This window comes from Marinobacterium iners (assembly GCF_017310015.1).
Classification (GTDB): domain Bacteria; phylum Pseudomonadota; class Gammaproteobacteria; order Pseudomonadales; family Balneatricaceae; genus Marinobacterium; species Marinobacterium iners.
On the sequence record NZ_CP022297.1, the window covers coordinates 29,373 to 51,443 of the forward strand.

The 22,071-nt window shown below is 58.4% G+C and carries 20 protein-coding genes and 3 tRNA genes; 7 read left to right on the plus strand and 16 right to left on the minus strand.

What is annotated here, in order from left to right; genetic code table 11:
• Positions 1–48: 48 nt before the first annotated feature.
• Genes prlC through CFI10_RS00120 form a run of 3 tightly spaced genes read left to right on the plus strand, consistent with a single transcriptional unit; the run spans position 49 to position 2,976 of the window.
• Positions 49–2,079: an oligopeptidase A gene (gene prlC, locus CFI10_RS00110; protein ID WP_206837698.1), complete on the plus strand. Its 2,031-nt coding sequence runs from the start codon at positions 49–51 to the stop codon at positions 2,077–2,079.
• 11 nt (positions 2,080–2,090) lie between these two features.
• Complete coding sequence (locus CFI10_RS00115) at positions 2,091–2,366, plus strand: YheV family putative zinc ribbon protein (protein WP_206837701.1); 276 nt, start codon at positions 2,091–2,093, stop codon at positions 2,364–2,366.
• Positions 2,338–2,976, plus strand: a complete 639-nt coding sequence (locus CFI10_RS00120) for a DNA-3-methyladenine glycosylase I (protein ID WP_242530063.1) — start codon at positions 2,338–2,340, stop codon at positions 2,974–2,976. Before CFI10_RS00115 ends, CFI10_RS00120 begins: the two co-directional genes overlap by 29 nt.
• 15 nt (positions 2,977–2,991) lie before the next feature.
• On the opposite strand, the gene CFI10_RS00125 is transcribed toward CFI10_RS00120, so the two are convergent.
• Genes CFI10_RS00125 through CFI10_RS00145 form a run of 5 tightly spaced genes read right to left on the minus strand, consistent with a single transcriptional unit; the run spans position 2,992 to position 7,561 of the window.
• A complete protein-coding gene (locus tag CFI10_RS00125) occupies positions 2,992–4,098 on the minus strand; it encodes a PQQ-dependent sugar dehydrogenase (protein ID WP_206837704.1) in 1,107 nt (368 codons plus the stop codon).
• 60 nt (positions 4,099–4,158) lie between these two features.
• Complete coding sequence (locus CFI10_RS00130; RefSeq protein ID WP_206837708.1) at positions 4,159–5,496, minus strand: MATE family efflux transporter; 1,338 nt, start codon at positions 5,494–5,496, stop codon at positions 4,159–4,161.
• Positions 5,493–6,290 carry a zinc ABC transporter permease subunit ZnuB gene (znuB, locus tag CFI10_RS00135; protein ID WP_206837711.1) on the minus strand — a complete coding sequence of 266 codons (798 nt, stop codon included), beginning with the start codon at positions 6,288–6,290 and terminating at the stop codon, positions 5,493–5,495. Before znuB ends, CFI10_RS00130 begins: the two co-directional genes overlap by 4 nt.
• Complete coding sequence (gene znuC, locus CFI10_RS00140) at positions 6,283–7,071, minus strand: zinc ABC transporter ATP-binding protein ZnuC (protein WP_206837714.1); 789 nt, start codon at positions 7,069–7,071, stop codon at positions 6,283–6,285. Before znuC ends, znuB begins: the two co-directional genes overlap by 8 nt.
• On the minus strand, positions 7,064–7,561 hold the full coding sequence (locus CFI10_RS00145) for a Fur family transcriptional regulator (RefSeq protein WP_206837718.1): 498 nt from the start codon (positions 7,559–7,561) through the stop codon (positions 7,064–7,066). Before CFI10_RS00145 ends, znuC begins: the two co-directional genes overlap by 8 nt.
• A 68-nt stretch (positions 7,562–7,629) precedes the next feature.
• Here CFI10_RS00145 and znuA point away from each other — a divergent pair, with 68 nt between their 5' ends.
• The 3 genes from znuA (at position 7,630) to CFI10_RS00160 (ending at position 8,923) form a co-directional block, all read left to right on the plus strand.
• Positions 7,630–8,613 carry a zinc ABC transporter substrate-binding protein ZnuA gene (znuA, locus tag CFI10_RS00150; RefSeq protein WP_206837722.1) on the plus strand — a complete coding sequence of 328 codons (984 nt, stop codon included), beginning with the start codon at positions 7,630–7,632 and terminating at the stop codon, positions 8,611–8,613.
• A 60-nt stretch (positions 8,614–8,673) separates the two neighbouring features.
• Positions 8,674–8,760 (plus strand) — tRNA-Leu (locus tag CFI10_RS00155).
• A gap of 76 nt (positions 8,761–8,836) precedes the next feature.
• Positions 8,837–8,923, plus strand: a tRNA-Leu gene (locus CFI10_RS00160).
• Between the two features lie 106 nt (positions 8,924–9,029).
• On the opposite strand, the gene CFI10_RS19300 is transcribed toward CFI10_RS00160, so the two are convergent.
• From CFI10_RS19300 to CFI10_RS00190, 7 genes are all read right to left on the minus strand, one after another.
• Entirely contained in the window at positions 9,030–9,161 is a 132-nt protein-coding gene (locus CFI10_RS19300; protein ID WP_277987734.1) for a hypothetical protein, read from the minus strand.
• A 318-nt stretch (positions 9,162–9,479) separates the two neighbouring features.
• Entirely contained in the window at positions 9,480–10,673 is a 1,194-nt protein-coding gene (locus CFI10_RS00165; protein ID WP_206837724.1) for a hypothetical protein, read from the minus strand.
• An 11-nt stretch (positions 10,674–10,684) separates the two neighbouring features.
• The gene (locus CFI10_RS00170) at positions 10,685–12,118 is read right to left on the minus strand and encodes a DUF6844 domain-containing protein (protein WP_206837727.1); all 1,434 of its coding nucleotides are present in this window, start codon (positions 12,116–12,118) and stop codon (positions 10,685–10,687) included.
• Between the two features lie 21 nt (positions 12,119–12,139).
• Positions 12,140–12,763, minus strand: coding sequence for a penicillin-binding protein activator LpoB (gene lpoB, locus CFI10_RS00175; RefSeq protein WP_206837729.1), 624 nt, complete (start codon positions 12,761–12,763; stop codon positions 12,140–12,142).
• Positions 12,760–13,176, minus strand: a complete 417-nt coding sequence (locus tag CFI10_RS00180; protein ID WP_206837731.1) for a DUF1425 domain-containing protein — start codon at positions 13,174–13,176, stop codon at positions 12,760–12,762. The genes lpoB and CFI10_RS00180 overlap by 4 nt, the downstream gene beginning before the upstream one ends.
• A gap of 18 nt (positions 13,177–13,194) precedes the next feature.
• On the minus strand, positions 13,195–14,643 hold the full coding sequence (locus CFI10_RS00185) for a COG3014 family protein (protein WP_206837733.1): 1,449 nt from the start codon (positions 14,641–14,643) through the stop codon (positions 13,195–13,197).
• Positions 14,644–15,103: 460 nt separating this feature from the next.
• On the minus strand, positions 15,104–15,727 hold the full coding sequence (locus tag CFI10_RS00190) for a cation efflux transmembrane domain-containing protein (protein WP_206837736.1): 624 nt from the start codon (positions 15,725–15,727) through the stop codon (positions 15,104–15,106).
• A gap of 202 nt (positions 15,728–15,929) precedes the next feature.
• On the opposite strand from CFI10_RS00190, the gene CFI10_RS00195 reads away from it, so the two are divergent.
• Positions 15,930–18,287: an EAL domain-containing protein gene (locus CFI10_RS00195; RefSeq protein WP_206837739.1), complete on the plus strand. Its 2,358-nt coding sequence runs from the start codon at positions 15,930–15,932 to the stop codon at positions 18,285–18,287.
• A gap of 58 nt (positions 18,288–18,345) precedes the next feature.
• Here CFI10_RS00195 and CFI10_RS00200 read toward each other — a convergent pair.
• The 4 genes from CFI10_RS00200 to CFI10_RS00215 all read right to left on the minus strand — a co-directional run bounded on the left by CFI10_RS00200 (position 18,346) and on the right by CFI10_RS00215 (position 21,976).
• Positions 18,346–18,421 (minus strand) — tRNA-Phe (locus CFI10_RS00200).
• A 55-nt stretch (positions 18,422–18,476) separates the two neighbouring features.
• Positions 18,477–18,749, minus strand: coding sequence for an oxidative damage protection protein (locus tag CFI10_RS00205; RefSeq protein ID WP_206837742.1), 273 nt, complete (start codon positions 18,747–18,749; stop codon positions 18,477–18,479).
• Positions 18,750–18,764: 15 nt separating this feature from the next.
• On the minus strand, positions 18,765–19,808 hold the full coding sequence (gene mutY / locus CFI10_RS00210) for an A/G-specific adenine glycosylase (RefSeq protein WP_206837744.1): 1,044 nt from the start codon (positions 19,806–19,808) through the stop codon (positions 18,765–18,767).
• On the minus strand, positions 19,805–21,976 hold the full coding sequence (locus CFI10_RS00215; protein ID WP_206837747.1) for an AsmA family protein: 2,172 nt from the start codon (positions 21,974–21,976) through the stop codon (positions 19,805–19,807). Before CFI10_RS00215 ends, mutY begins: the two co-directional genes overlap by 4 nt.
• Positions 21,977–22,071 lie beyond the last annotated feature (95 nt).

The following is a 22,071-nucleotide window of genomic DNA, read 5'->3' on the forward strand; positions in this document are numbered from 1 at the left end:
GCCTGCAGACGTACAACCGCTGAAAGGCCGCAACCGATGGAGACACCGATGTCCAACCCGCTGCTTGAGACCCACCTGCTGCCCCCGTTCAGCCGTATCCAGCCCGAGCATGCCGTGCCCGCTGTCGATGAACTACTGACGCGCAATCGCGAACGCATCGCGGCGTTGACTGCCGACCCGGAGCGCAATGACTGGTCGCTGGTGGCTGAGCTGGAGCAACTCAACGATGAGTTGGCACAGGCCTGGTCACCGGTATCGCACCTGAACGGCGTGATGAATTCCGATGCCTGGCGTGAAGCCTATAATGGTTGCCTGCCGAAACTGTCCGAATACTGGACCGAGCTGGGCCAGCATCAGGGCCTGTTCAAGGCATTCGAGTCGCTGGCGCAGAGTGAGGCCTATCCGCAGCTGAGCCAGTCACGCAGAAAGGTGATCGACAACGCTTTGCGGGACTTCCGCCTGTCCGGCATCGCCCTGCCGGAAGCCCGGCAGAAGCGTTATGCAGAGCTGCAGCAGCGTCTGTCCGAGCTGACCACCCGGTTCTCCGAGAACGTGCTCGACGCTACCCAAGGCTGGTGGAAGCAGGTCGATGATGAAGCGGAGCTGGCCGGGCTGCCGGATCACGCCGTTGCCGCCGCCAAAGAGGCTGCGAAGGCGAAAGAGCTTGAGGGTTGGGTGATCACGCTGGACTTCCCCGCCTACTACGCCGTGATGGCCTTTGCGGACAGCCGCCGTCTGCGCGAAGAGCTGTACCGTGCCTACAGCACCCGCGCATCCGACCAGGGGCCAAAGGCCGGTGAATGGGACAATTCGGCGGTGATGCAGGAGATTCTGGATCTGCGTCACGAGCTGGCACAACTGTTGGGCTTTGATACCTATGCCGATTACTCGCTGGCGACCAAAATGGCGCAGTCGCCACAGCAGGTGGTGAGCTTCCTCGAAGATCTGGCGACGGAAACCCGTCCGATTGCCGAGCGGGAACTGGCCGAACTGCAAGCCTTTGCCAAAGAGCGTGATGGCATTGAGGAGCTGATGGCCTGGGATGTGACCTACTATGGCGAGAAGCTGAAGCAGGCGCGCTATGACATCTCCCAGCAGGAGCTGCGTCCCTATTTCCCGCTACCGAAAGTGCTGGATGGCATGTTCACCATTGCCGGTCGCCTGTTTGAGCTTGAGGTGGAAGAACAGTCGAGTTTCGACAGCTGGCATGAGGATGTGCGCCTGTTTGCACTCAAACGCAACGGCGAACCCTTTGCCTACTGCTATCTGGACCCCTTTGCCCGCAGCAGCAAGCGCGGCGGTGCCTGGATGGATGACTGCCGCGTACGTCGCCGCCTGAGTGACAGTCGGCTGCAGCTGCCGGTGGCCTATCTGGTATGCAACTTCACCCCGCCCCTGCCGGGCCAGCCGGCGCTGCTGACCCATGATGAAGTGACGACCCTGTTCCATGAGTTCGGCCATGGCCTGCACCATATGCTGACGCAGATGGAAGAGGCGGATATCAGCGGCATCAACGGTGTCGCCTGGGATGCGGTCGAGCTGCCGAGTCAGTTCATGGAAAACTGGTGCTGGGAGCCGGAAGCGCTGGCGCTGATCTCCGGTCATCATGAAACCGGAGAACCGCTGCCGCAGTCACTGCTGGACAAGATGCTGGCCGCCAAGCACTTCCAGTCTGCGATGATGATGCTGCGCCAGCTGGAGTTCTCGCTGTTTGATTTCCGCCTGCACCATGAGTACCAGCCGGGCAAGACCGATATTCAGGCGCTGTTGAACCGGGTACGGGATCAGGTATCGGTGATCCGTCCGCCGGCGGAAAACCGCTTCCAGCACAGTTTCAGTCACATATTTGCCGGTGGCTATGCCGCAGGCTACTACAGTTACAAGTGGGCCGAGGTGCTGTCGGCCGATGCCTTCTCCCGTTTCGAGGAGGAAGGCATCTTCAGTGCGGAAGCCGGTGTGGCCTTCCGTCAGGAAATTCTGGAACAGGGTGGTTCGGTTGATCCGATGGATCTGTTTGTGGCCTTCCGTGGTCGGGAACCCAGTGTGGATGCCCTGCTGCGCCACTCCGGTATTCGCTGAGAGGTTGAAAAATGAGTGTAGGCAAGCGGTTTATTGCTGGCGCGGTCTGTCCGCGCTGTGGCGAGATGGATACGGTCAGAATGTACCGTGATGAAGAGCGTGAGTACCGCGAGTGTGTGAAGTGCGGCTTCTCGGACTCCCTGCGACTGGACGGTCGCCCGGATCCGGAACAGATCGAAACCCGTGTCAGCGGGGAACGCTCGGATCGGGCACCGGCCTCCAAGGCGGATGACTCTCCTCAGCCGATCCGCATCCTTGATGCGGGCGGCCTGCGCCGTGATCACTGACAGGCCCGATACTGCATCGCACCAGTCCTGTGGCTGGGCGATGCAGAGCCCGCTGGAACATGCCTATCATGACCATGAATGGGGTGTGCCGCAGACGGACGATCGGGTGCTGTTCGAATTTCTGGTGCTGGAGTCGGCTCAGGCAGGTCTGAGCTGGCGCACGGTGCTGGAGAAGCGTGAAGGTTACCGGCGTCACTATTGTGGCTTTGATCCCGAACGGGTTGCCCGTTTCGGTGAGACCGAAATGGCGGCGATGCTGGCTGACGCTGGCATTATCCGTAACCGGGCCAAAATCGAAGCCTCGATCAGCAATGCCAGGGTGTTTCTGCGACTGCAGGCGCACCACGGCAGCTTTGCCCGCTTTCTGTGGCGTTATGTTGATGGTCAGCCGATCCAGTCCGGTTTTGAGCAGCTGGAGCAGATTCCGGCTCAGACCGCCCTGTCGGTGCAGCTGGCGAAAGATCTCAAGCGTGAAGGCATCCGTTTTTTCGGCCCTACCATCGCCTATGCCTACATGCAGGCAGTGGGTATTGTGAATGATCACTTACTTCACTGCCCTCGCCATCAGGTCTGCCGTGAGCTGGCGCGCACCTTGCGGATTAAGGATTGAATTGGTCAGCTGATCTCAGTCAGCCTGATACCAGACCCGATACACCAGCCCGGCCTTGTCATCGGAGATCAGCAGATCGCCCTGTGGCCGTACCAGCACATCCACCGGACGCCCCCAGTCCTGCTCACCCTGCAGCCAGCCACTGACAAACGTCTGAATCTGCGTCACCTCTTCCCCCTCGGTATCCACCCGAATCACCTCATAGCCGATCTTGCTGGAGCGATTCCAGGAACCGTGCAGGGCAATAAAGGCGGTGGTATTGGGGGTGTCGGGGAACGCGTTGTCGAACGCCCCGTCCTTGTTGTGGTAGAAGCTCATGCCCAGTGCTGCCACATGGGGGCCAAGCAGCGCCACCGGAGGCTCTGCTTTGATGGCATCGGCACCCTTGCTGAAATCGGGGTCAGCGACGCCATCGGCATGTACAAAGGGGAAGCCAAAGTGCAGCCCGGCGCGGTCGGCTCGGTTCAGCTCGTCATCGGGCAGGTTGTCGCCCATATGGTCGCGTCCGTTGTCGGTAAACCAGAGGCTGCCATCCTCGGGGTGCCAGTCAAACCCTACCGTGTTGCGTACACCCCGTGCCCAGGGTGCGGCCTCACCCGTAGCAGGGTCAAAGCGCATGATGCTGGCAAAGCGCGGGTCGGACTCCAAGCAGACATTGCAGGGGGCGCCCAGCGTGAAATAGAAGGCAGCGTCCGGCCCCTGCTTCAGGTATTTCCAGCCGTGATGCGTAATGTCGGGCAGGTCGTCCAGCAGCACCTCGGGCTTGGGCGGCTGATCCAGTCGTGACTCCACATCGACAAGCCGGATCAGCTGAGTCAGTTCGGCCACATACAGATCGCCATCTACAAAGCTGATGCCGTTGGGCAGACGCCGGCGTTCAAGCAGAGTATGGCGGGTTTCGTAACGCTGATCACCGTCAAGATCCTGTAATGCAAACACCCGTCCATCGCGCCGTGTGCTGACAAACAGCGTGCCATCGGGGCTTAGTGCCAGCTGCCGGGCGTTGGGCACCTCGGCGGCGATCTCGATCCGGTAGCCTTCAGGTAGTTTGAGTTGCTCCAGTGGCGCGGCAGCCAGCGGCAGGCTCAGTGCCAACAGTGTGGTGGTCAGTGTAATACGCATTCTGTTCTCCCCTGCCTGTGTTCGGGATAAGTCTGGTTGCCGAGCAGCGATTTTTCCAGCTCAGCTGAACCAAACGTTACGTTGATGCATGTGCAGAAACACCCAGCCACCACTGATGCCACGGGCCGCAAACAGGGAGATGAAGGCCAGCCAGAGGCCGTGATTGCCCATGGGCTGGGCTATCCACCAGATGGGGGCAAATACGCAAAACACCGAGAACAGCATGGTGTTCTGCATCGCCTTGACCTGAGTGGTACCGATAAAAAGACCATCCAGCAGAAAGCTCCAGCAACCGATCAGCGGCAGTATGATCACCCAGGGCAGGTAGCGGGTGGCGATTTCGCGTACCTCAGTGATGTCGGTCAGCAAGTAAATGATCGTGTTGCCGCCGAGCCAGAATACCAGCGTCAGCATAATCGCACTGACCAGCGACCAGAAGGCGGTACAGCTGAGTATTTGTCTGAATTCACTTCGGTCATGCCTGCCTACGGCACGCCCGATCAGCGCTTCTGTGGCATGGGCGAAGCCGTCCAGGGCATTGGAGATCAGCAGCAGAAAGTTCAGCAGTACGGCATTGGCGGAGAGTACCGCCGTACCCTGCTGGGCGCCCTGGGCAGTAAAGAAGGCAAAGGTCAGCAGCAGGGTGACCGTGCGCACAAACAGATAGCGGTTTACCTGAATCAGGGCCTTGTAGTCGCGCAGACGTCGTAGCTGAGGCCAGAGCCACTGCCCCGCGGTTTTAAGCAGCAGACGGCGACAGAACCATAACCCCAGCAGCAGGCTGAAATACTCGGCCAGCACCGTGGCGAGGGCAACCCCGTCCGCTTTCATGCCCAGCCCGAACACGAACAGCAGGTCCAGCAGCATATTGAGCAGGTTGGTGCTGGTCAGCAGAATCAGGGCGATGCGGGTATTCTGCATGCCCACAAACCAGCCCAGCAGAGCGAAGTTGCACAGCACCGCAGGTGCGCCAAAGGCCCGAATTTCGGTATAGCGGGTGGCTTCGGTCAATACATCCGGTTCGGGCCCCATCAGCTGCAGCGCCAGTGTGGTCAGCGGTGTGCGCAGCAGCAGGATCAGCAGCCCGAGGCATGCGCCCAGTACCAGCGACTGGCCCAGCAGCGTGCGCAGCCGGTCGCCATCCTCGCGGCCATGGGCCTGCGCCACCATGCCGGTGGTGCCCATGCGCAAAAATCCGAATGCCCAGTAAAGGATGGAGAAGATGATGCCGCCAAGTGCCACTGCACCCAGATGGTGGGGTTCGGGCAAATGGCCGATCACGGCGGTATCCACCAGTCCCAGCAGCGGCACCGTGATATTGGACAGCATCATGGGCCAGGCCAGTGACCAGACCCGCTGGTGGGTGGCGCGGTCCGGCCAGCGTTGCGCGATGCTCATCTGCCCTGCAGCGAGCGCATCGGCAGTGAATACAGAATCAGAAACTCGACCAGCGCCGTGACCACCACCGATGGCCCGGCGGGCGTATCCCAGAACCAGGAAGCACTGATTCCTCCGACCACCGCCAACATGCCCAGCAGTGATGCGAACAGCGCCATCTGTTCAGGAGTATTGGCCAGGCGCCGAGCCGCTGCCGCCGGAATGATCAACAGTGAAGTGATCAACAGGATGCCCACCAGTTTCATGGCAACCGCGATCACCACTGCAATCAGCAGCATCAGGCCCAAGCGCACCCGTGCCACCGGAACGCCCTCCACCTGTGCCAGTTCTTCATTGATCGTGATCGCCAAAAGCGGATTCCACAACCGCCACAGCAGCAGCAATACGACAGCACCACCGCCGTAAATCCAGCCGAGATCAGCCGGTGCGATCGCCAGCAGGTCACCGAACAGATACTCCATCAGATCGATGCGCACGTTATCCAGCAGGGCAACCGCGACCAGACCCAGTGACAGGGCACTGTGGGCCATGATGCCCAGCAGGGTATCGGTGGCCACCAGATGCTGGCGCTGCAGTGATACCAGCAGTACCGCCAGCAGCACACAGCAGGCGACCACTGCCAGATTCAGGTTGATATCAAACAGGAATCCCAGCGCGATACCCATCAGGGCCGAGTGCGCCAGTGTATCGCCAAAATAGGCCATGCGACGCCATACCACAAAGGCACCCAGCGGGCCCGCCAGTGCCGCAATGCCGATGCCGCCAGCCAGCGCCAGGATAAGAAAATCAGCCACAGTTATGCTCGCTACATTTATCAGGTTGTGGGTGGTCGACGATGATATCACCGTGGGCATCATGCCTGTGGCCATGGTGATGGTTGTAGAGTGCCAGCGCACTGGCCTGTGCCGGACCAAACAGCTCCAAAAATGACGGGTCGTTGCTGACGTACTCGGGGTTGCCGGAGCAACAGATATGATGATTGAGGCAGACCACATGGTCAGTGGATGCCATTACCAGATGCAGATCATGGGAGATCATCAGTACACCGCACTTGCGTTGTTTGCGAATATCGGCAATCAGTTTGTACAGTTCCAGCTGACCATTCAGATCCACCCCCTGTACCGGCTCATCCAACACCAGCAACTCGGGGTCACGCAGCAGCGCGCGTGCCAGCAGTACTCGCTGGGTCTCGCCTCCGGAAAGATTGTGAATGGAATGTTTAAGCAGATAGGCTGCGCCGACATCTTCCAGCGCCTTGAGCATCAGAGCCTGATCAACCGGTCTCGGGATATTGAGGAAACGCTCGACCGACAGAGGCAAGGTACGGTCGATATGCAGTTTCTGTGGCATATAGCCGATCTTGAGCTGTGGTTTTTGCCAAACATTGCCACTTGAAGGTTTGATCAGGCCCAGGATGACTCGTACCAGCGTGGTCTTGCCCGCCCCGTTGGGGCCGATCAGTGTTGTGATGCAGTTATCATGCAGATGCAGGCTGATATTCTGCAGTGCCGGTTGGCGATTGAACTGTACGCTGACCTGATCAAGCTTGACCAGGTCTGGTCCGTGTTCAGCCATGTGAATGCTCCTGCCGCTGGCAATTGGGACAAAGACCGGTGACTTCGACGGTTTCCTGCTCGACCTGGAACCCAAGCGCAGCTGCACTTTGTTCAAGTGCAGCATGAATCGAGGCTGAGTCCAGCTCGGAGGTCGAGCGGCAGCGCCGACAGATGAGGAAGCTGCCCTGATGTGGATGTTCCGGGTGAGGGCAGCCAACAAAGGCGTTCAGTGATGCAATCCGATGGACCAGCCCCTGCTGCTGCAGAAACTCCAGCGCCCGATATACCGTGGGCGGGGCCGAGTTGAAGCCTGCCTCGGCCAGTGCCGGCAGCAGCTCGTACGCCCCCAGTGGCTGGTGGCTCTGCCAGATCAGCTTCAATACCAGTTCACGGATCGGAGTCAGACGCTGGCGACGCTCGCGGCAAATCTGCCGAGCGAGTGTAAGTGCCTGATCGATGCAGTGCTGGTGATTGTGATCGGCCGCGAAGGCGAGCGAGTCAGTCGTCATGACGTGGGTACATCCGATTCAATGTGTTATATTATAACCTATAAAGCATCCTGAAGAGACTTTACACCATGCTGCACAATTCTGCCCGCCCCCTGCGGACACTGACTCTGCTTTCTGCCCTGGCACTGGCGCCCGTGGCTCAAGCATCCGAGGTTGTCACCAGTATCAAGCCACTGCAGTTGATCACCGCCGCTCTGACCGAAGGTGTAACCAGCCCGGAGGTGTTGCTGCCGGCAGAGGGTTCACCCCACCATTACGCCCTCAAGCCCTCAGACATGCGTAAACTGACGGATGCGAAAGTCGTGATCTGGGTTGGCCCCGGACTGGAGCAGTTCATGGTGCGACCACTGGCGCGCACCGATGCAGAGATTGTAACACTGCGTCCCGATCTTGAGGCGCACCTGCATCAGGAGGCTGAGCCCTCCGATCATGATCACGGCCATGACGGCCATCATGATGAGCACGAACAGGAACACGAAAGCCATGCGGCAGATGAGCATGCCGAGGAGCACCACGATCATGGTGCCGGCAATGATCCACACATCTGGCTGGATCCGATGAATGGACTGGAGATTGCACAGCAGTTACTGCCGGCACTGCAACAGGCACTGCCTCAGCACTCGGTACAATTGCAGCAGAACTATGAAGCCTTTGCCAGTGCACTGCAGCAAAAGGAGCGCGCCATTGCCGAAGAGCTGGCTCCCTATCGTGATGCGGGGTTCTTTGTATTCCACGATGCGTATTCAGGCTTTGTTGAACACTATGGACTGAAACAGCTGGGTTACTTCACGGTTGATCCTGCCCGCAAGCCCGGCGCACGCCACCTGGCCCAGATCAGGCAGCAGCTTGAAGCGGCCAGCGCGGTCTGTGTATTCAGCGAACCCCAGTTTACCAGCGCGGTGGTGGACGCAATTATCAGCGGCTTGCCGGTTTCCAAAGGTGAGCTTGACCCGCTGGCGCGTTCGATTGACGTCAGCGCGGATGGTTATCTGGATTATCTGCAGAGCATGAGTGACAGCTTTCGCAGTTGCCTGGCAAAAAAAGCGGATTAAAAATCGCAGACGGGCTTCACAAGCCCAATGGGGCGCTATATAATGCGCCCCACTTTCGAAGCAGATGTGGTGGAATTGGTAGACACGCTAGCTTCAGGTGCTAGTGCCTTCACGGGCGTGGGAGTTCGAGTCTCCCCATCTGCACCACCTTTCATCTCAGGATGTCAGGCACTTCGAAAGCGATAATTTGAGTGGTAACGCACATTAAAACGTCACACCCAATGCAGATGTGGTGGAATTGGTAGACACGCTAGCTTCAGGTGCTAGTGCCTTCACGGGCGTGGGAGTTCGAGTCTCCCCATCTGCACCATCCCGATCAGGTTCCTGATCATCAGGGATGAAACCACAGATAAGCAGAAACCCCGACAACATCAGATGTCATCAGGGCTCTCTACTTGACTCGTCGCAATATCTGTTCAGCCAGTGACCAGCAGATACAACTGCACCAGCGCCGGCAAAATAGCCACGACCAACCCCGCCAGTACCATGGCGATTGACGGCACCACTCCGATTACTTCTACGCCTTCCTCTTCATGTGCATAACTCATGGCAGATACCTCATTCAGATCGGTTCAGCACAGAGTGTATTGTTCACCCTGTATCTGTCATGGGTACTGCAAACCCGGTGCCAACCCGAACATCATCCATGATAGTGCATGACTTTCAGCATGTTAGCGACATATCGGGTGTTGGCTGATCAGGGCAATACAGGTGGCTGTATGTCATTTATGGCATCTCGATGCCAGTATTGACTGTTTTTCAGCGTGCTGCTGCGTATCTCCGGGTCGGCGCCATGGCGTATGTTCCTCGCATAAAAAAGGTGGACTCGGCCACCTTGTCAGTTCATTTTTTGCTTGAGAGTTTGATCAGCGCCGGACGATGAACTCCGGCTCAATCAGTTCGGCATCACCGTCGATCACCTTGGTGTAGGTGGTCTTGGGGTTTACACGCACGACTTCAACCACTGCAATTTTTTCCTCCAGCTGGCCCAGAGACTCCCGGGTGTAGGGGTCAAACATCTCTTCGCCCAGGAAATAGACATCCAGCCTGTCCCCTTTCTTCAGCGTTTTGCCCCCCTGGTTGAGTACGACCGTTTTGCCCTGAACGGCAACAATGCGCATCGGATAGATGTTCTCCAGCGCTTTCTGGGTCAGCTCGTCAGCCAGCTGGGCCGTGATGCCCGCCTGAGAAGAACCATACTTGTTCAGCATGGCGCGGATATCCGCATCGCTGAACTTCAGGTTGATCGAATCGGACCACTTCACCTGGCGTGTGGCTGCCAGAATGATCTTGTAATCCAGCTGGGCGCTGCCGCTGTAACTGACAATCGTCTCACCCGTCAGCTGCAGTGTCTTGCTGTGGCGGGTACTCTGCACGTTGCGGATATTGCCCACCACGATGTAGTCGGCACCCAGCACGTTACCGGTCTTGGCTTTTTCGGCCAGCGCTGCATCGTCACTGAGCCAGAGCGCCTTCTCTTCCTGGAATTCGGCGCCGAACTCGCGGTCCAGCACGTTCATGCGGCGAGACTGGGTAAACTGGTCCAGAATCCGGTTACGCAGTTCGGCCTCCACGCGTGCAACCGGTGTGTTGTCGCCCAGCAGTGAGAAGCTGCGCTTGTCACTGTGGAACGGCATCACCGCCAGGGTGCGGCGACTGTCGGCCGGCAGGCCGGGCTTCTCGTACTTCAGAATGTGGACGCTGACATCGGCACGGAAACTGCCGTCCGGCTCCTGCTGCAGGTCCATAATGTCGTAACGAGAAACCAGCCCTTTGGTCTGCAGGCTGAGGTCGCCACGACGGGCAACCTCAAACGAGGTGGTGGACTGATCACCGTTGGCATCACTGGTGCTGACGCGCCCGGCCAGTGACTGCATCACCTCGCGGCTTTCGATACTGACACCGGTCGCCTGTCGCAGCCCCTGTACCAATGCATCGGCGATGGCCAGATTGCGGCTGGCGCCGTAGCCGGTAGCGTCGACCACCTGCTCTGCCGCACTCGCCAGTGTAGCGAACCCCAACAGGGTACAGGTGATCAGTGCTCTGATCAGATTACGCATGGCCCCCTCCTTCAGAAGTCGTCAGCCGACATCAGGTTGCGGCTCTGGCTGGTACCGGCCTGGTTGGTGGGACGCTCATCGGCCTTGGCCTGACCTGACTGGTTGTTGCGTGTGGGTTTGAAATCACGCAGCTGGCGCGCATTCTGCTCTGCCAGCGGGTGCCAGAGATACACGACGCCGTTGATTTCATGACCGTGCATCGGGTGGCTGGCAGTCCAGCGGAACAGCTCTCGGGTTCCCGGCAGATTGGAAACGCTGCCGCGGGCGCTGATTTCCTGGTCCATGGTCTGTACGAACTCCATGGTCTCCTGCTCGGACTCGGTCACGTCACGGCCCTCCGCCCGCACCAGCCCCAGTGTTTGGCGCTTCATGCTGCGCCCGGTGCTTTGCTCTGATGAGCCGGTGGAGTTGAACAGGTAGGCAAAGTTGGCGTATGCATCGGAGCGCGCGGCGGCATAGGACAGTTCCCGCTCATCTGCACGGCGTTGAGCTTCCGAGCCACGGTAAGGGTTACTGGATTGGCCAAAGGAAACCAGCACCGGATAGCCGTGCTCGTCATACATGCGACGGATGCCGAAGTCGTTCACCAGCGCGCCACGATCCTTGCGCAGCATGTCGATCAGCGGCATCGAAAGCGCCTTGGATGGGTCCGGCGCCAGATCCCCCTTGCTGTGGGTAACGTCATATACAAACTGACGGAAGCGCTCGGAGGCAACAATGGCGACCGCAACGGCATGATTGCCGTTTTCATCATAGGCTTCCCAGCTCTTCACTGGAATCACGCCGGTCAGGCTCTGGCGCGCACGTGTGACAGTCCGTTCACTGACTGAACGCTCAAACAGAACGGCCCTTTTCTCACGGGGAGCGGCACTGAATTCTTCAGGATCAATACCCAGCTCGCGCAGCTCGTTGTCCAGCTTGCCGCCGGTGACGGCGACGGCCTTGTCGAGCATTTCCAGCAGCTTGTTGGGTGCACGCAGCTCTTCCGGCGAGAACTGCGGCATCTGGGTCGGGTCCTTGTAGAGCTTGGTCATGCTCTCGGCCATGATGCTGACACCCAGTGACTCAATGTATTTGGCCTGAGCCTTCAGCAGAGCTTCCTTGTAAGCCATCACACGGGCGTTGCCCCAGTCACGGCTTTCCGGTGTTCCCATCACCCAGGCAGTGGCGGTGGTGTAGAACATGCCGGGGCGGCTGCGAAACGCCTGACCGGCATCGGAGTATTCGAAGTCCTCGATCAGCTGCTCAAGCTTCAGGCCCGGGTCCAGCACTTCAGGCGCGGCACTGTTGGCGATTTGAACCGCAACAGCGTCGGCATCCTGATCACTCAGAGTAGTAGGGGTTTCAGCTGTGATGGTGGCCGGTGTTTCCTGTGCGAGCACCATCGGTGTCATGGCGGTTGTGATGGCCAGTGCCAGCCCGGTCTGTATGAATAGCTTTTTCATCTTCGTATTCCCTTACGTAGGTTACCAGGAAGTGCCCTTTGCGCTGCCAAGCTTGCGGATCGGGGTTTCGCCTTCCCATACCGCCAGGCCGTTGGCCAGATCGGTCAGGGTCAGCTGGAAGTAATATTCGACCAGCTGCTTGTTACGATCAACGCGGTTATTGCGCTGGATGATCTTGCCGGAGAGACTCATGTTGGGGGCGGTCAGTCGCTGCTGCACCAGAGTGCTGCGGTCGATCTTGCGTGACTGGCTCAGCTCGGAATAGGCCTGGGTCATCTTGTCTTCGGCACCGTTGAGGCCGATGGCGGTGGTGGTCAGCACCTTGCCGCTGCGCAGCAGGTCAACACGGATCTTCTTCACCAGCTGATCGGTATCGATGCGCTGCATGGTGTCGTTGAGAACGGTGGATACCACCATGATGTGCTTTTTGCCATCATTGCGATCAACCGAGCCGGAACTGAGCATGGACTGGACGGCGTCAGAGGCGGCCTGTTCAAAGTCACTGCCACTGAGTCCCATGGTGATCGGTTCGTTGGCACTGCCGGATGGCAGCAGCTGCGTCTGCGGTGTACAGCCGGCGGCGACGCCCAGTACCAGCGTCAGGCCCAGTGCCTTGATCAGCGCATTGCGTTTCGGATGGCTCATTGTTCAATTCCTTGTGTATGAGTGGCGGTGCCAGTATTGATATCAAACAGGTAGATGCGATAAGAGGTTGCGGCCGGGCCGGGTGCTACTCGATCAAGGGCAACAGGTTCACCCGGGCGCAAAACACGTTGCTCCCAGCGCGAGGCCATGCCGGGCAGCTCGAAGCCGTTGGCATCGGTCCAGCTGAATCGGTAGCGCAGGGTTTGCTCGGATTGGCTTCGGTTATACAGCCGTACTCCGGCGCGCAGCAGGTTACCGGAGGCGATGCCTTCCGGAACGGCTTCAATCTGAAGGTAGCTGCGTGCCTTGGGGCCAATGGTCAGTTGGGGCCAGTCAACGGGTTGCTGGGGCTGGGTCTGGCAGCCAGCCAGCAGGCCTGCTGTAAGCAGCAGGCCGGTCAGTGTTTTTTTCATCGGTGCATCCTTGCCTTGTCAGGCATCAAATCCTGCGATCTGGTAGGTGGGCGTGCTGCCCGGCGTCGTGGCTCTTACGTAGATCAGCGTAAACTGACTATCCGGCAGTTCAACTTCGACGGGGGCTGCAAGTCCCGGTGCCTTCAGCTGCAGCTTGCCGTCAGCTGGTTTGCGCAGGCGGACAACCTGAACTTCCTTGGGAAGACTGGTCCAGCTGCGCGTGTCGGCTCGGGTTGTTGCGGCCTGATAGACTCCGGCCAGCAGGCTGCCGGCCAGCCCGCCTTCCTTGCGTGCCTGGTACTGAATGAAGGCTTTGGTCAGCGTACTGGCGATCGCCTCGGTCACCTTGAGCGGGAATTCACGTTTGAATTCGGTCTGGATGACGCGATCCATGCTGGCCAGATGCTCGGTTTTGCCCTGAGATTTGCCACCGGCATAGACTTCAAGATAGGGATACGCCTGACTGCGTGTCTGTAGCCTGGGCAGGGCGATCTGAGAGTACTCAACCTGATCGTTGAGCAGGAACAGCGGCAGAGGGATCAGGGTTTCATCGATCATCGGTCCTTCACCGTTCTCGAAGATGACCCACACCGCAGGATTCAGTCGCCCCTTGCTCCATTTGCCTCGGCGCAGGTTGTCGATCACCATCAGGTCGGTCTTGACGGCTGAGTTGGCAGAGCTCATACCCGCCACGCGGCGGAGTGACTGGCGTGCCTTGCCGTAATCTTCGCGGTCAGCGCTGGCCAGCATGAAATAGAGCCCGTGCAGATAGTCAGTGTAGGGATTGACGAAATCGGGGTATGCCTGCCACTCCTTCAACTCGGGGAAGTTTTCGTAGATGGTGTTTTCAGACGCCTTGCGGCTTTTATCGAAGTCTACCGGTGCAGGTTGGCCATCGTTGGTATTTGCCTGCTCTTCGGCCTCTGCCATTTTCTCCTTCTGCTCGGCTATGCGGGATTTGAAGGTTTCTTCGGCGCGTCGCTGTCGGTCGGCAGCGCGGTTGAACTCGATGCGTGCATTCTGCATGTCCTGCAGAAAGATGTTATTCAGTGCCTTGTAGGTGTTGACCATGACACCGTCATAGACAGTTGGGCTGTAACGGTTGAGGTTGTTGTTGACCAGGTTGGCGGCAACCTTTTCCAGCCCCTTGCGACCGAGGCTTTCGGTGTCCTCATCTTTCATCAGATTTTCGGCGTGGTCGAACACCCGTGTGCTGAACTCAAACTCGCCACTGGCACTGAGAGCGGTACCGGCCTGCAAAGACCAGAGCAGGTTCTTGCTTTCGCCCTGTTCATTGATGCCGCCGGATTTGAGTGCAAAGTCAGCCGCTTCGCGGTACTGACCGTTGGCAAACTGCTGGTTGTAACTGTCGAGGCTTTGTTTGCTGGAGAGCGTTTGACAACCGCCAAGCGTGAGCAAGGCGCATGCCAGCGCCAGCCCCTTGAGCCGGTGAGGGTGGTTTCCCATTTGTGTACTCCTTGTTCCCTGAAACCGAAATCCTGTGGCCGGACACTTTGCGCCGGCAAATTTGTTGGGGAATTTAGCAGTTAAACCAGGTGGATTGAACCCTTTTGTTGGTGTCTGGTAACAGAGTATTGATATAGATCCAGAGCATGCTTATCCACAAAAATACAGTTGTACACAGCTTTTCCTGAAGGCGTCCACTTAATCCTCATGAGCCCTGAAATCGGTCGGCCTGTGGGTAAAATGTGTATGGCACAGGTTGTTCGGCAAACTGGACAGTAAACAACCAGTTTTTCACAACCCTTATATGGCGGCGGCTGTGGCAGGTTGTCATAAAACCTTACCGAGGTTGTTCACAGCTCTGTGCAGCGATACTGGGGATAACAATCAAGATGGTTGGTCCACAGGCCCTTCAGAAGACAGCGCTGCAGTGATCTTCTGTGCACAGGCTCGGCCATGCATTTCAGTCATGTGTATAACCTGTTCGCAGTTCACGCAGGGCTTGACGAATAATCAGGAATGACGAGTGCAGGAACAGGCTCGCCATGATTAGTGCGACCAGCAGGTCGGGCCAGCCACTGGCGGTGCCCCAGACGCCGAGCGCGGCTGCCAGCACGAACAGGTTGCCGATGGCATCATTGCGGCTGCACAGCCAGACCGAGCGAACGTTGGCATCGCCGTCACGGTACTTCATCAGAATCACGACTGAGAGCAGATTGGCGCAGAAGGCCAGTATGGCAATGCTGCCCATCAATACCGGTTCCGGTGTCAGCATGAAGAAGGCGCGATAGAGGGTCGACCCCAGCACCCAGAGCCCCATCAGGCCCAACGTCAGCCCCTTGAACAGGGCGGCCTTGCTGCGCAGGCTCAGGGCCTTGCCGATTACCAGCAGGCTGATCAGGTAGGTAAAGGTATCGCCAAGGAAATCGAGCGCGTCAGCCTGCAGTGCCTTGGAACCGGACAGCCAGCCCCCACTGACTTCAATCAAAAACATGCCGGCATTGATCAGAACGACCCACCAGAGTGCTCGTCGATAGGCCGAGGTTGCACCATCAAAAGCGGCATTCTGTTCGCATTGGCAGCTCATGGCATCATCCGCATCGGTTGTCTGTAAGGTAAAGAATAGTGGCTTGCAGTGTCATTGCGTTGCCCTTTGAACACATATTTCCACGGGTTCATTGATCCATGCAAGGTGCCAATGACGCTGGCATGTTGCACAATGGTGACCAGCATTTTGCCACAGGGACAGCGGCAGTTCGTCTGCTGGCCACAGGGATGGGAGACCCGAGATGACTTTCGGCAGCAGTAACCGGGCCAAAGCCCGCCTTCTTGCCAGACGGCCACGCGCAACAGCCCCGCTCAAGCAGTCGATTATCTGGGGACTGTTGTTGCTGATCGGGCTGTTCATTGCCGGGCTTTGGGTGATGTCCCGCCTTAATCTGGAATATTCTCAGCGTACCCTGGCCGAGCTGCATCAGCGCCAGATCGAAACGGCCTTTACCAACAGTCTTGACCGGGTCAACAGCCGCCTGCAGCAGATAGAACAAGCTGCACAGGAATTGGCGAGGCTTGGACAAAGCCTGAAAAACAGCTCCAGCCACCGCCAGGAAGCCGAGCTTATGCAGCGCCTGCTGGAGCGTCCTGAGCTGGAAGGGGTCGGATTATGGTATGGAGTGGGCGACCATCGCGCACTCAGCGGTGCTCAGGTCTATCGTGCAGCGGATGGTGTCCAGGCCGTTTCAGCGCAGGCGGGGCTGGACGTGCGGCAGGAGTTCTGGGAGTCCCTGCTGACAGAGAGTGTGAGCCCGAACCGTTTCTGGTGGACACCGATTTACACTCACCCACTCAGCGGCGAGCCTGTCATAAGCCTGATTCGTCCACTGTTGGAGGGCTCTCGTGTCATCGGCGTTTTGAGCACTGACTGGCAGCCGCAAAGTCTGCTGGCCCTGCTCAACAGGGCCGATTTCAGCTCGGGTGCGCGAATCTGGCTCAGCTCGGGGCAGGATCGGCGTCAGGCACAGCCGCAGGACGAGGCCCGGTCGGGTGCGATACTGGACCAGATCGAGCAGCACCTGATGTTCGAAACGGTGCGGGCCTCCATGCAGCATGACTCCTATCGGATAGCGGGAGAGCCGCTTGAACTGTATTACGCCACCACGCGTGCCGGCCTGCGCCTGACTGCGGCGGTTCCAAGAGATGAAGTAAACGCGGTGCTGTTGCCTCTGCAGGAAAACAGTAACCGTATCCTGCTGCTGGGTGGTCTGGCGATTCTGCTGCTGTCGACTCCCATTCTGTTCAAGGTCACCGCCCCTTTGTGTGAGCTGAAAGCCTCCTACACCGACGAATTGACCGGGCTGCCCAACCGCGCCCGCCTGTTGCAGGAGCTGCAGCACGAGAGTGGCGTGACACTGATACTGATCAATCTGGACCGGTTTCGGGAGATCAATGGCCTGTTTGGAGATGCCTGTGGTGACTACATTCTCAAGGAAGTTGCACTGCGGCTTGAGGGCTATATCAGCAGTATGGAGTGGCACGGAACCCGGCTCTACCGCCTCAGCGGTGACGAATTTGCGATTCAGGCACCGAGGCGCAAGCCGGAGCTGATTGAAGCTGAACTGGAAGCGTTGCTGCGCTGTCTGCGTCAGGCTCCGGTATTTTGGCAGAACCATCAGATCAACCTCAGTGCAACCCTGAGTGCCGCCGTGCCCTGGTACGACGCACCGCGTCAACACAGTCTGTTCATTCACGCAAAAGAAGCACTGCGAGAGGCACGGCAGCAGGGGCTGCACTATCGTGTCTATGACGGCTCGCAGCCGCTGGAGCAGCAGTTTGAGCACAACCAGATCTGGGCCGGCAAGTTGCGCGAGGCGCTGGACAGCGAGCGGCTGGTGGCCTGGTATCAGCCGATACTGAACAACACCACCGGTCGCATCGACAAGTATGAGTGTCTGGTGCGCATGCTGGATGCCGAGGGCAACCCGGCCAGCCCCGGCCACTTTCTGGGGGTGGCCGGAAAGCTGCGGCTTGACCGTCATATCACCCGTATCATGGTGGAGCGCTGTTTTGCCCGTTTTCAGGACTCGCCGCTGCAATTCTCGATCAACCTGGCTTACGGTGACCTGCAGGATATCGAGTTGACTGGCTTCATTCTTGAAAAGCTGGACGAAACGGGTGTGGGTCCGCGGGTGATATTCGAGATTCTGGAGTCGGACAGTATCGACAATTACGATCAGGTGAAAGAGTTTGTCGATCAGGCCAAGCAGCGCGGCTGTCGCATTGCCATCGATGACTTCGGTACCGGCTATTCCAACTTCGAGCATCTGCTGCAGCTGCAGGTGGACCTGATCAAGATCGATGCCAGCCTGATCCGCAATCTGGACAGTGATACCAATGCGCGTCGGGTTACCCGCGGGATCGTTGGCCTTGCCCGCAGCATGAAGATCGAGACCGTGGCGGAGTTTGTACACTCGCCCGAAATTCAGATGGAAGTGCTGCGGCTCGGAATCAGCTTTTCGCAGGGCGCCCTGATCGGTATGCCCGCGTCTGAACTGATGGTGAATGTACCCAAGGAGTTGGTGCAGCAGACCTATTGCGGGCGCAGTACGTCCGTGCAACAGCTGCGGTCTCCGGTGACGGGCAGGCGCTGAAGGTGTAGCAGGCAGATACAAAAAAGCCCCGCTTTCGCGAGGCTTTTTTGTTGAATCTTGGTGCCCAGAGACGGAATCGAACCGCCGACACGGGGATTTTCAATCCCCTGCTCTACCGACTGAGCTATCTGGGCAACGGGGGCGTATTAAACCGGAAAGCCCGAAGGTGGTCAAGCCCCGCAGGTGGAATTATTTTTCCGGCGGCACGTAGCCATCAGCCTTGTCGTAGTCTTCGCCGGAGAGGAACTTTTCCATCTCCTGCTGCAGATACTTGCGGCTTTCCGGGTCCATAAGGCTCAAGTGCTTCTCGTTGATCAGCATGGTCTGATGATCGGTCCACTCCTGCCAGGCCTTTTTCGATACGTTGTCGTAGATCTGCTGTCCCAGCTCACCCGGGTAGGGCGCGCGCTCCAGACCTTCCAGTTCCTGTTTGTACTTGCGGCAGAAAACCGTGCGTGTCATGTGCTGTCTCCGATTTCAGCTGGCGTAGCGTTCAAGCAGGCGCTTGACCGGGGCGGCCAGTCCGATATTTGCAGGTTGGTCCACGTTATACCAGAGTGCTGGCGCGCCTTCCATGACAGAGTTTGTGGGGTCTTTCAGCGCAACTCGGGCTGGGGTGATGTCCAGATGGTAGTGGCTGAAGGTATGGCGCATCGGCTCGAACACTTCGGTTGCGGCTGTATCAAGCTCAAGTCCCAACGCAGCCTGCACATCGCGCAGGTCGGCCACCTCAGGCAGGCTCCAGAGACCACCCCAGATGCCGCTGGGCGGCCGCTGCTGCAGCAGGATCTCGCCCTCTTCATTGCGGATCAACAGCATCAGCGTCTGTTTTACCGGCAGCACTTTCTTCGGTCGCGGTGATGGCAGGCGGTCGGTCAGATTCAGTGCCCGGGCCTCACAGCCCTGCTGCAGCGGACACAGCAGGCAGCTTGGCTTGCTGCGGGTGCAAAGCGTTGCGCCCAGGTCCATCATTGCCTGAGTGTAGTCACCCACTCGTTCATAAGGGGTATTGTGCTCGGCATACTCCCACAGCTCTTTCATCACCGAGGGCGTGCCGGGCCAGCCTTCCACTGCGTAAAAACGTGCCAGTACCCGCTTGACGTTGCCATCGAGTATGGCGGCTCGCTGTCCGGTCGAGATCGAAACAATGGCACCCGCCGTTGAGCGGCCTATGCCGGGCAGTTGTTCCATCTCTTCGACGCTGCGCGGGAATGCTCCACCCTGCTCGCGGCTGACGATGCGGGCGGTCTTGTGCAAATTGCGTGCACGTGCGTAGTAGCCAAGCCCCGTCCAGAGGTGAAGCACTTCGTCCTGCTCGGCATCCGCCAGATCATGCACGGTCGGGAAGCGCTCCACAAAGCGCTGGAAATAGGGGATCACTGTCTTCACCTGGGTCTGCTGCAGCATGATCTCGGAGATCCAGGTGAAGTAGGCAGTTTTCTCGGCCTGCCAGGGCAGGTCATGACGGCCGTGCCGGTCAAACCACTCCAGCACGGCCGTGTGGAACTGATCAGGTGTCATCGGCCAAACAGTCCCTTGAGTACATTGGAGCCTTCTTCGCCCAGTTTTTCCTTCAGCTTGTCTTCCACCTGAGTGCCAACTTTTTCTTCCACCTTACGGCGCGCTTCAGCCTTGATGATGTCAGAGATGAAGCTGGTATCCAGACGGCACAGCTTGGCAGGCTCATCGTAGAAACCGCCTTTGCAGTTGACCGGTACTTCAACGCCTTCGAGACGATCATTGACGGAGCAGCTCTGGTTGAACAGGTTGTCTTCAATGGTCAGGCCAACTCGATAGTCCAGTGTTTGCTGTGGCAGGTTGATACTGCCGCGCCCTGCCAGCGCCATCGCATCCAGCTGTGCCTTGAGATCCTGATTGCTGACCACACCGTTGCGGATGTTGAAGCTGGCACCCAGATCGGCAAAGGGGGTGGTTTTGTCGACCTGCTCGGCATTGATCCAGAGTGCCGAGACGTTGTTGATGCCCTGACACATGGACTGGGCAGCATCGATACCCTTGATCAGACCTTCGGCCATACCCATGTTGGCTGTGCCGTTGAGCGAGTTGACCCAGGCGTGGATCGACTGGCCGCTCATGCTCAGATCGGCCTTGGCATTGAACTTGCCGGCCATCACATCGGTATTGGCCAGAGTCTGCAGCACCGAGCCGATCTGCACCCCGCTGATTTGTTTACTGACACTCAGTTGCAGCGGTGCCTTGCGAGCATCGATGCGAGCGGTCGCATTGACCTGGCCTTCAAATACGCCGGAGCTGAAGCGGGTCAGACGAATCAGGCCACTGTCAGCGCTCAGGCTCAAGCCTAGCTTGCTCAGGTTGATGTCGTTGACCTTGAGGCTGTCCAGATCCAGGTCAGCACTGAGGTTTAATGCGCGCAGCGGCTCCAGCGGAATGATCTCGTCTTTGGGCCAGCCAGCGCTGCGAGCCGTTGAGCTGCTGCCGGTACCAGCACCGGTGCTGGTACCGTCCGACCCTTTGGCGGCTGAGCCGGTTGACGGTGGCAGATAGCGATCTGCATCAAGAGTGTTGCCCTTGAGCTTGAGTGCGATCACCTGAGAATCGAGTACAAAGCTGGCTTCACCGTCCAGGCGGGTATCATCCAGCTGCAGAGTCAGCGGTTTGAGCTGTACTGTACCGGCCTGACCGCCAAGGGTTGCCTTGAAGGAGGCGCTGGTCAGGGCGTTGCTGTCCGCCGTTTCCGGTGCACTCTGACCGAGTTGAGTCAGCAGCTGCTTCGGGTTGAAGCTGTTGCTCTGCAAAGAGCCGCTGAGTTCGGGCTGGCTGAAGTTGCGCAGTTTGATGTCACCGTTAAGGGTCAGCGGGTCCGCCTTGAGGCTGAGGCCGGTGATGTCCACCTGCTGCTCGTTGATATGGGCATCGATGCTGGCAGCAAGCGCAAACTCGAGTGCAGCGGGAACAGCCGCACCCTCGATCAGCTTCAGGGTGGAGTTAAGGTTGTCCAGACGGTAGCGGTTCTGGGCCAGGTCCAGCGTAATGTCAGCATCCAGTTTGGCCTGAGTACTCAGTTGCAGCTGGTCGGCGGCAAACTGGCGCAGGGCAAAGCTCAGCTCAAGCGGAAATGCCTGGTCCAGACTGACGCGGCCAGTGGTCAGGTTAAGGTCACTCAGCTCGATGCGGCTGTCATTGGTCTGATCGGTAAAGGTCAGTGCAGCGTTGCTCAGCTCAATCGCCTCGATATCGATCTCAAGGGTCTTGCCGGGGTCAGCGGTTGCCGAAGACTCGGTCGCCTCCTGTGATGGCGAGGTGGCACTGCTCTCTGTAGCCACTGCACCTGTCCAGTTGTTGCCTTCAGCGGTCTGTACCAGCTCCAGCTGCAGGCCATCAACCAGAATACGATTCATCTGCAGCTGGCCACCCAGCAGTGCCGGAATACTGACTGAAATTTCAGCCCGGGCAAGCTGGCCCAGTGACGGTTTTTCAGGATAGCCCACGCCAACATTGTTCAGCTCAAGTGCCAGCCAGGGATAATAGAAGGACCAGCCAATATCACCGGCAATATCCAGTTCGATGCCGGCCTGCTTCAACGCTGCATCACGAATCTGGGGTTTGTAATCGTTGGGATCGACCAGTGTGACTATCGCAACCGCGGCGGCTGCCAGCAGCACGATGATCAACAGGATGATTGCGGCTATCAACTTGATCGCTTTCATAAATTGGCCCTGTGTTTTCCCTGGGGTTTAGAATGTGTCTGAGTATAGCGGAACTGTGCGGCAGATTCTGTCAGTTGCCAATGAACCTGCCGTTA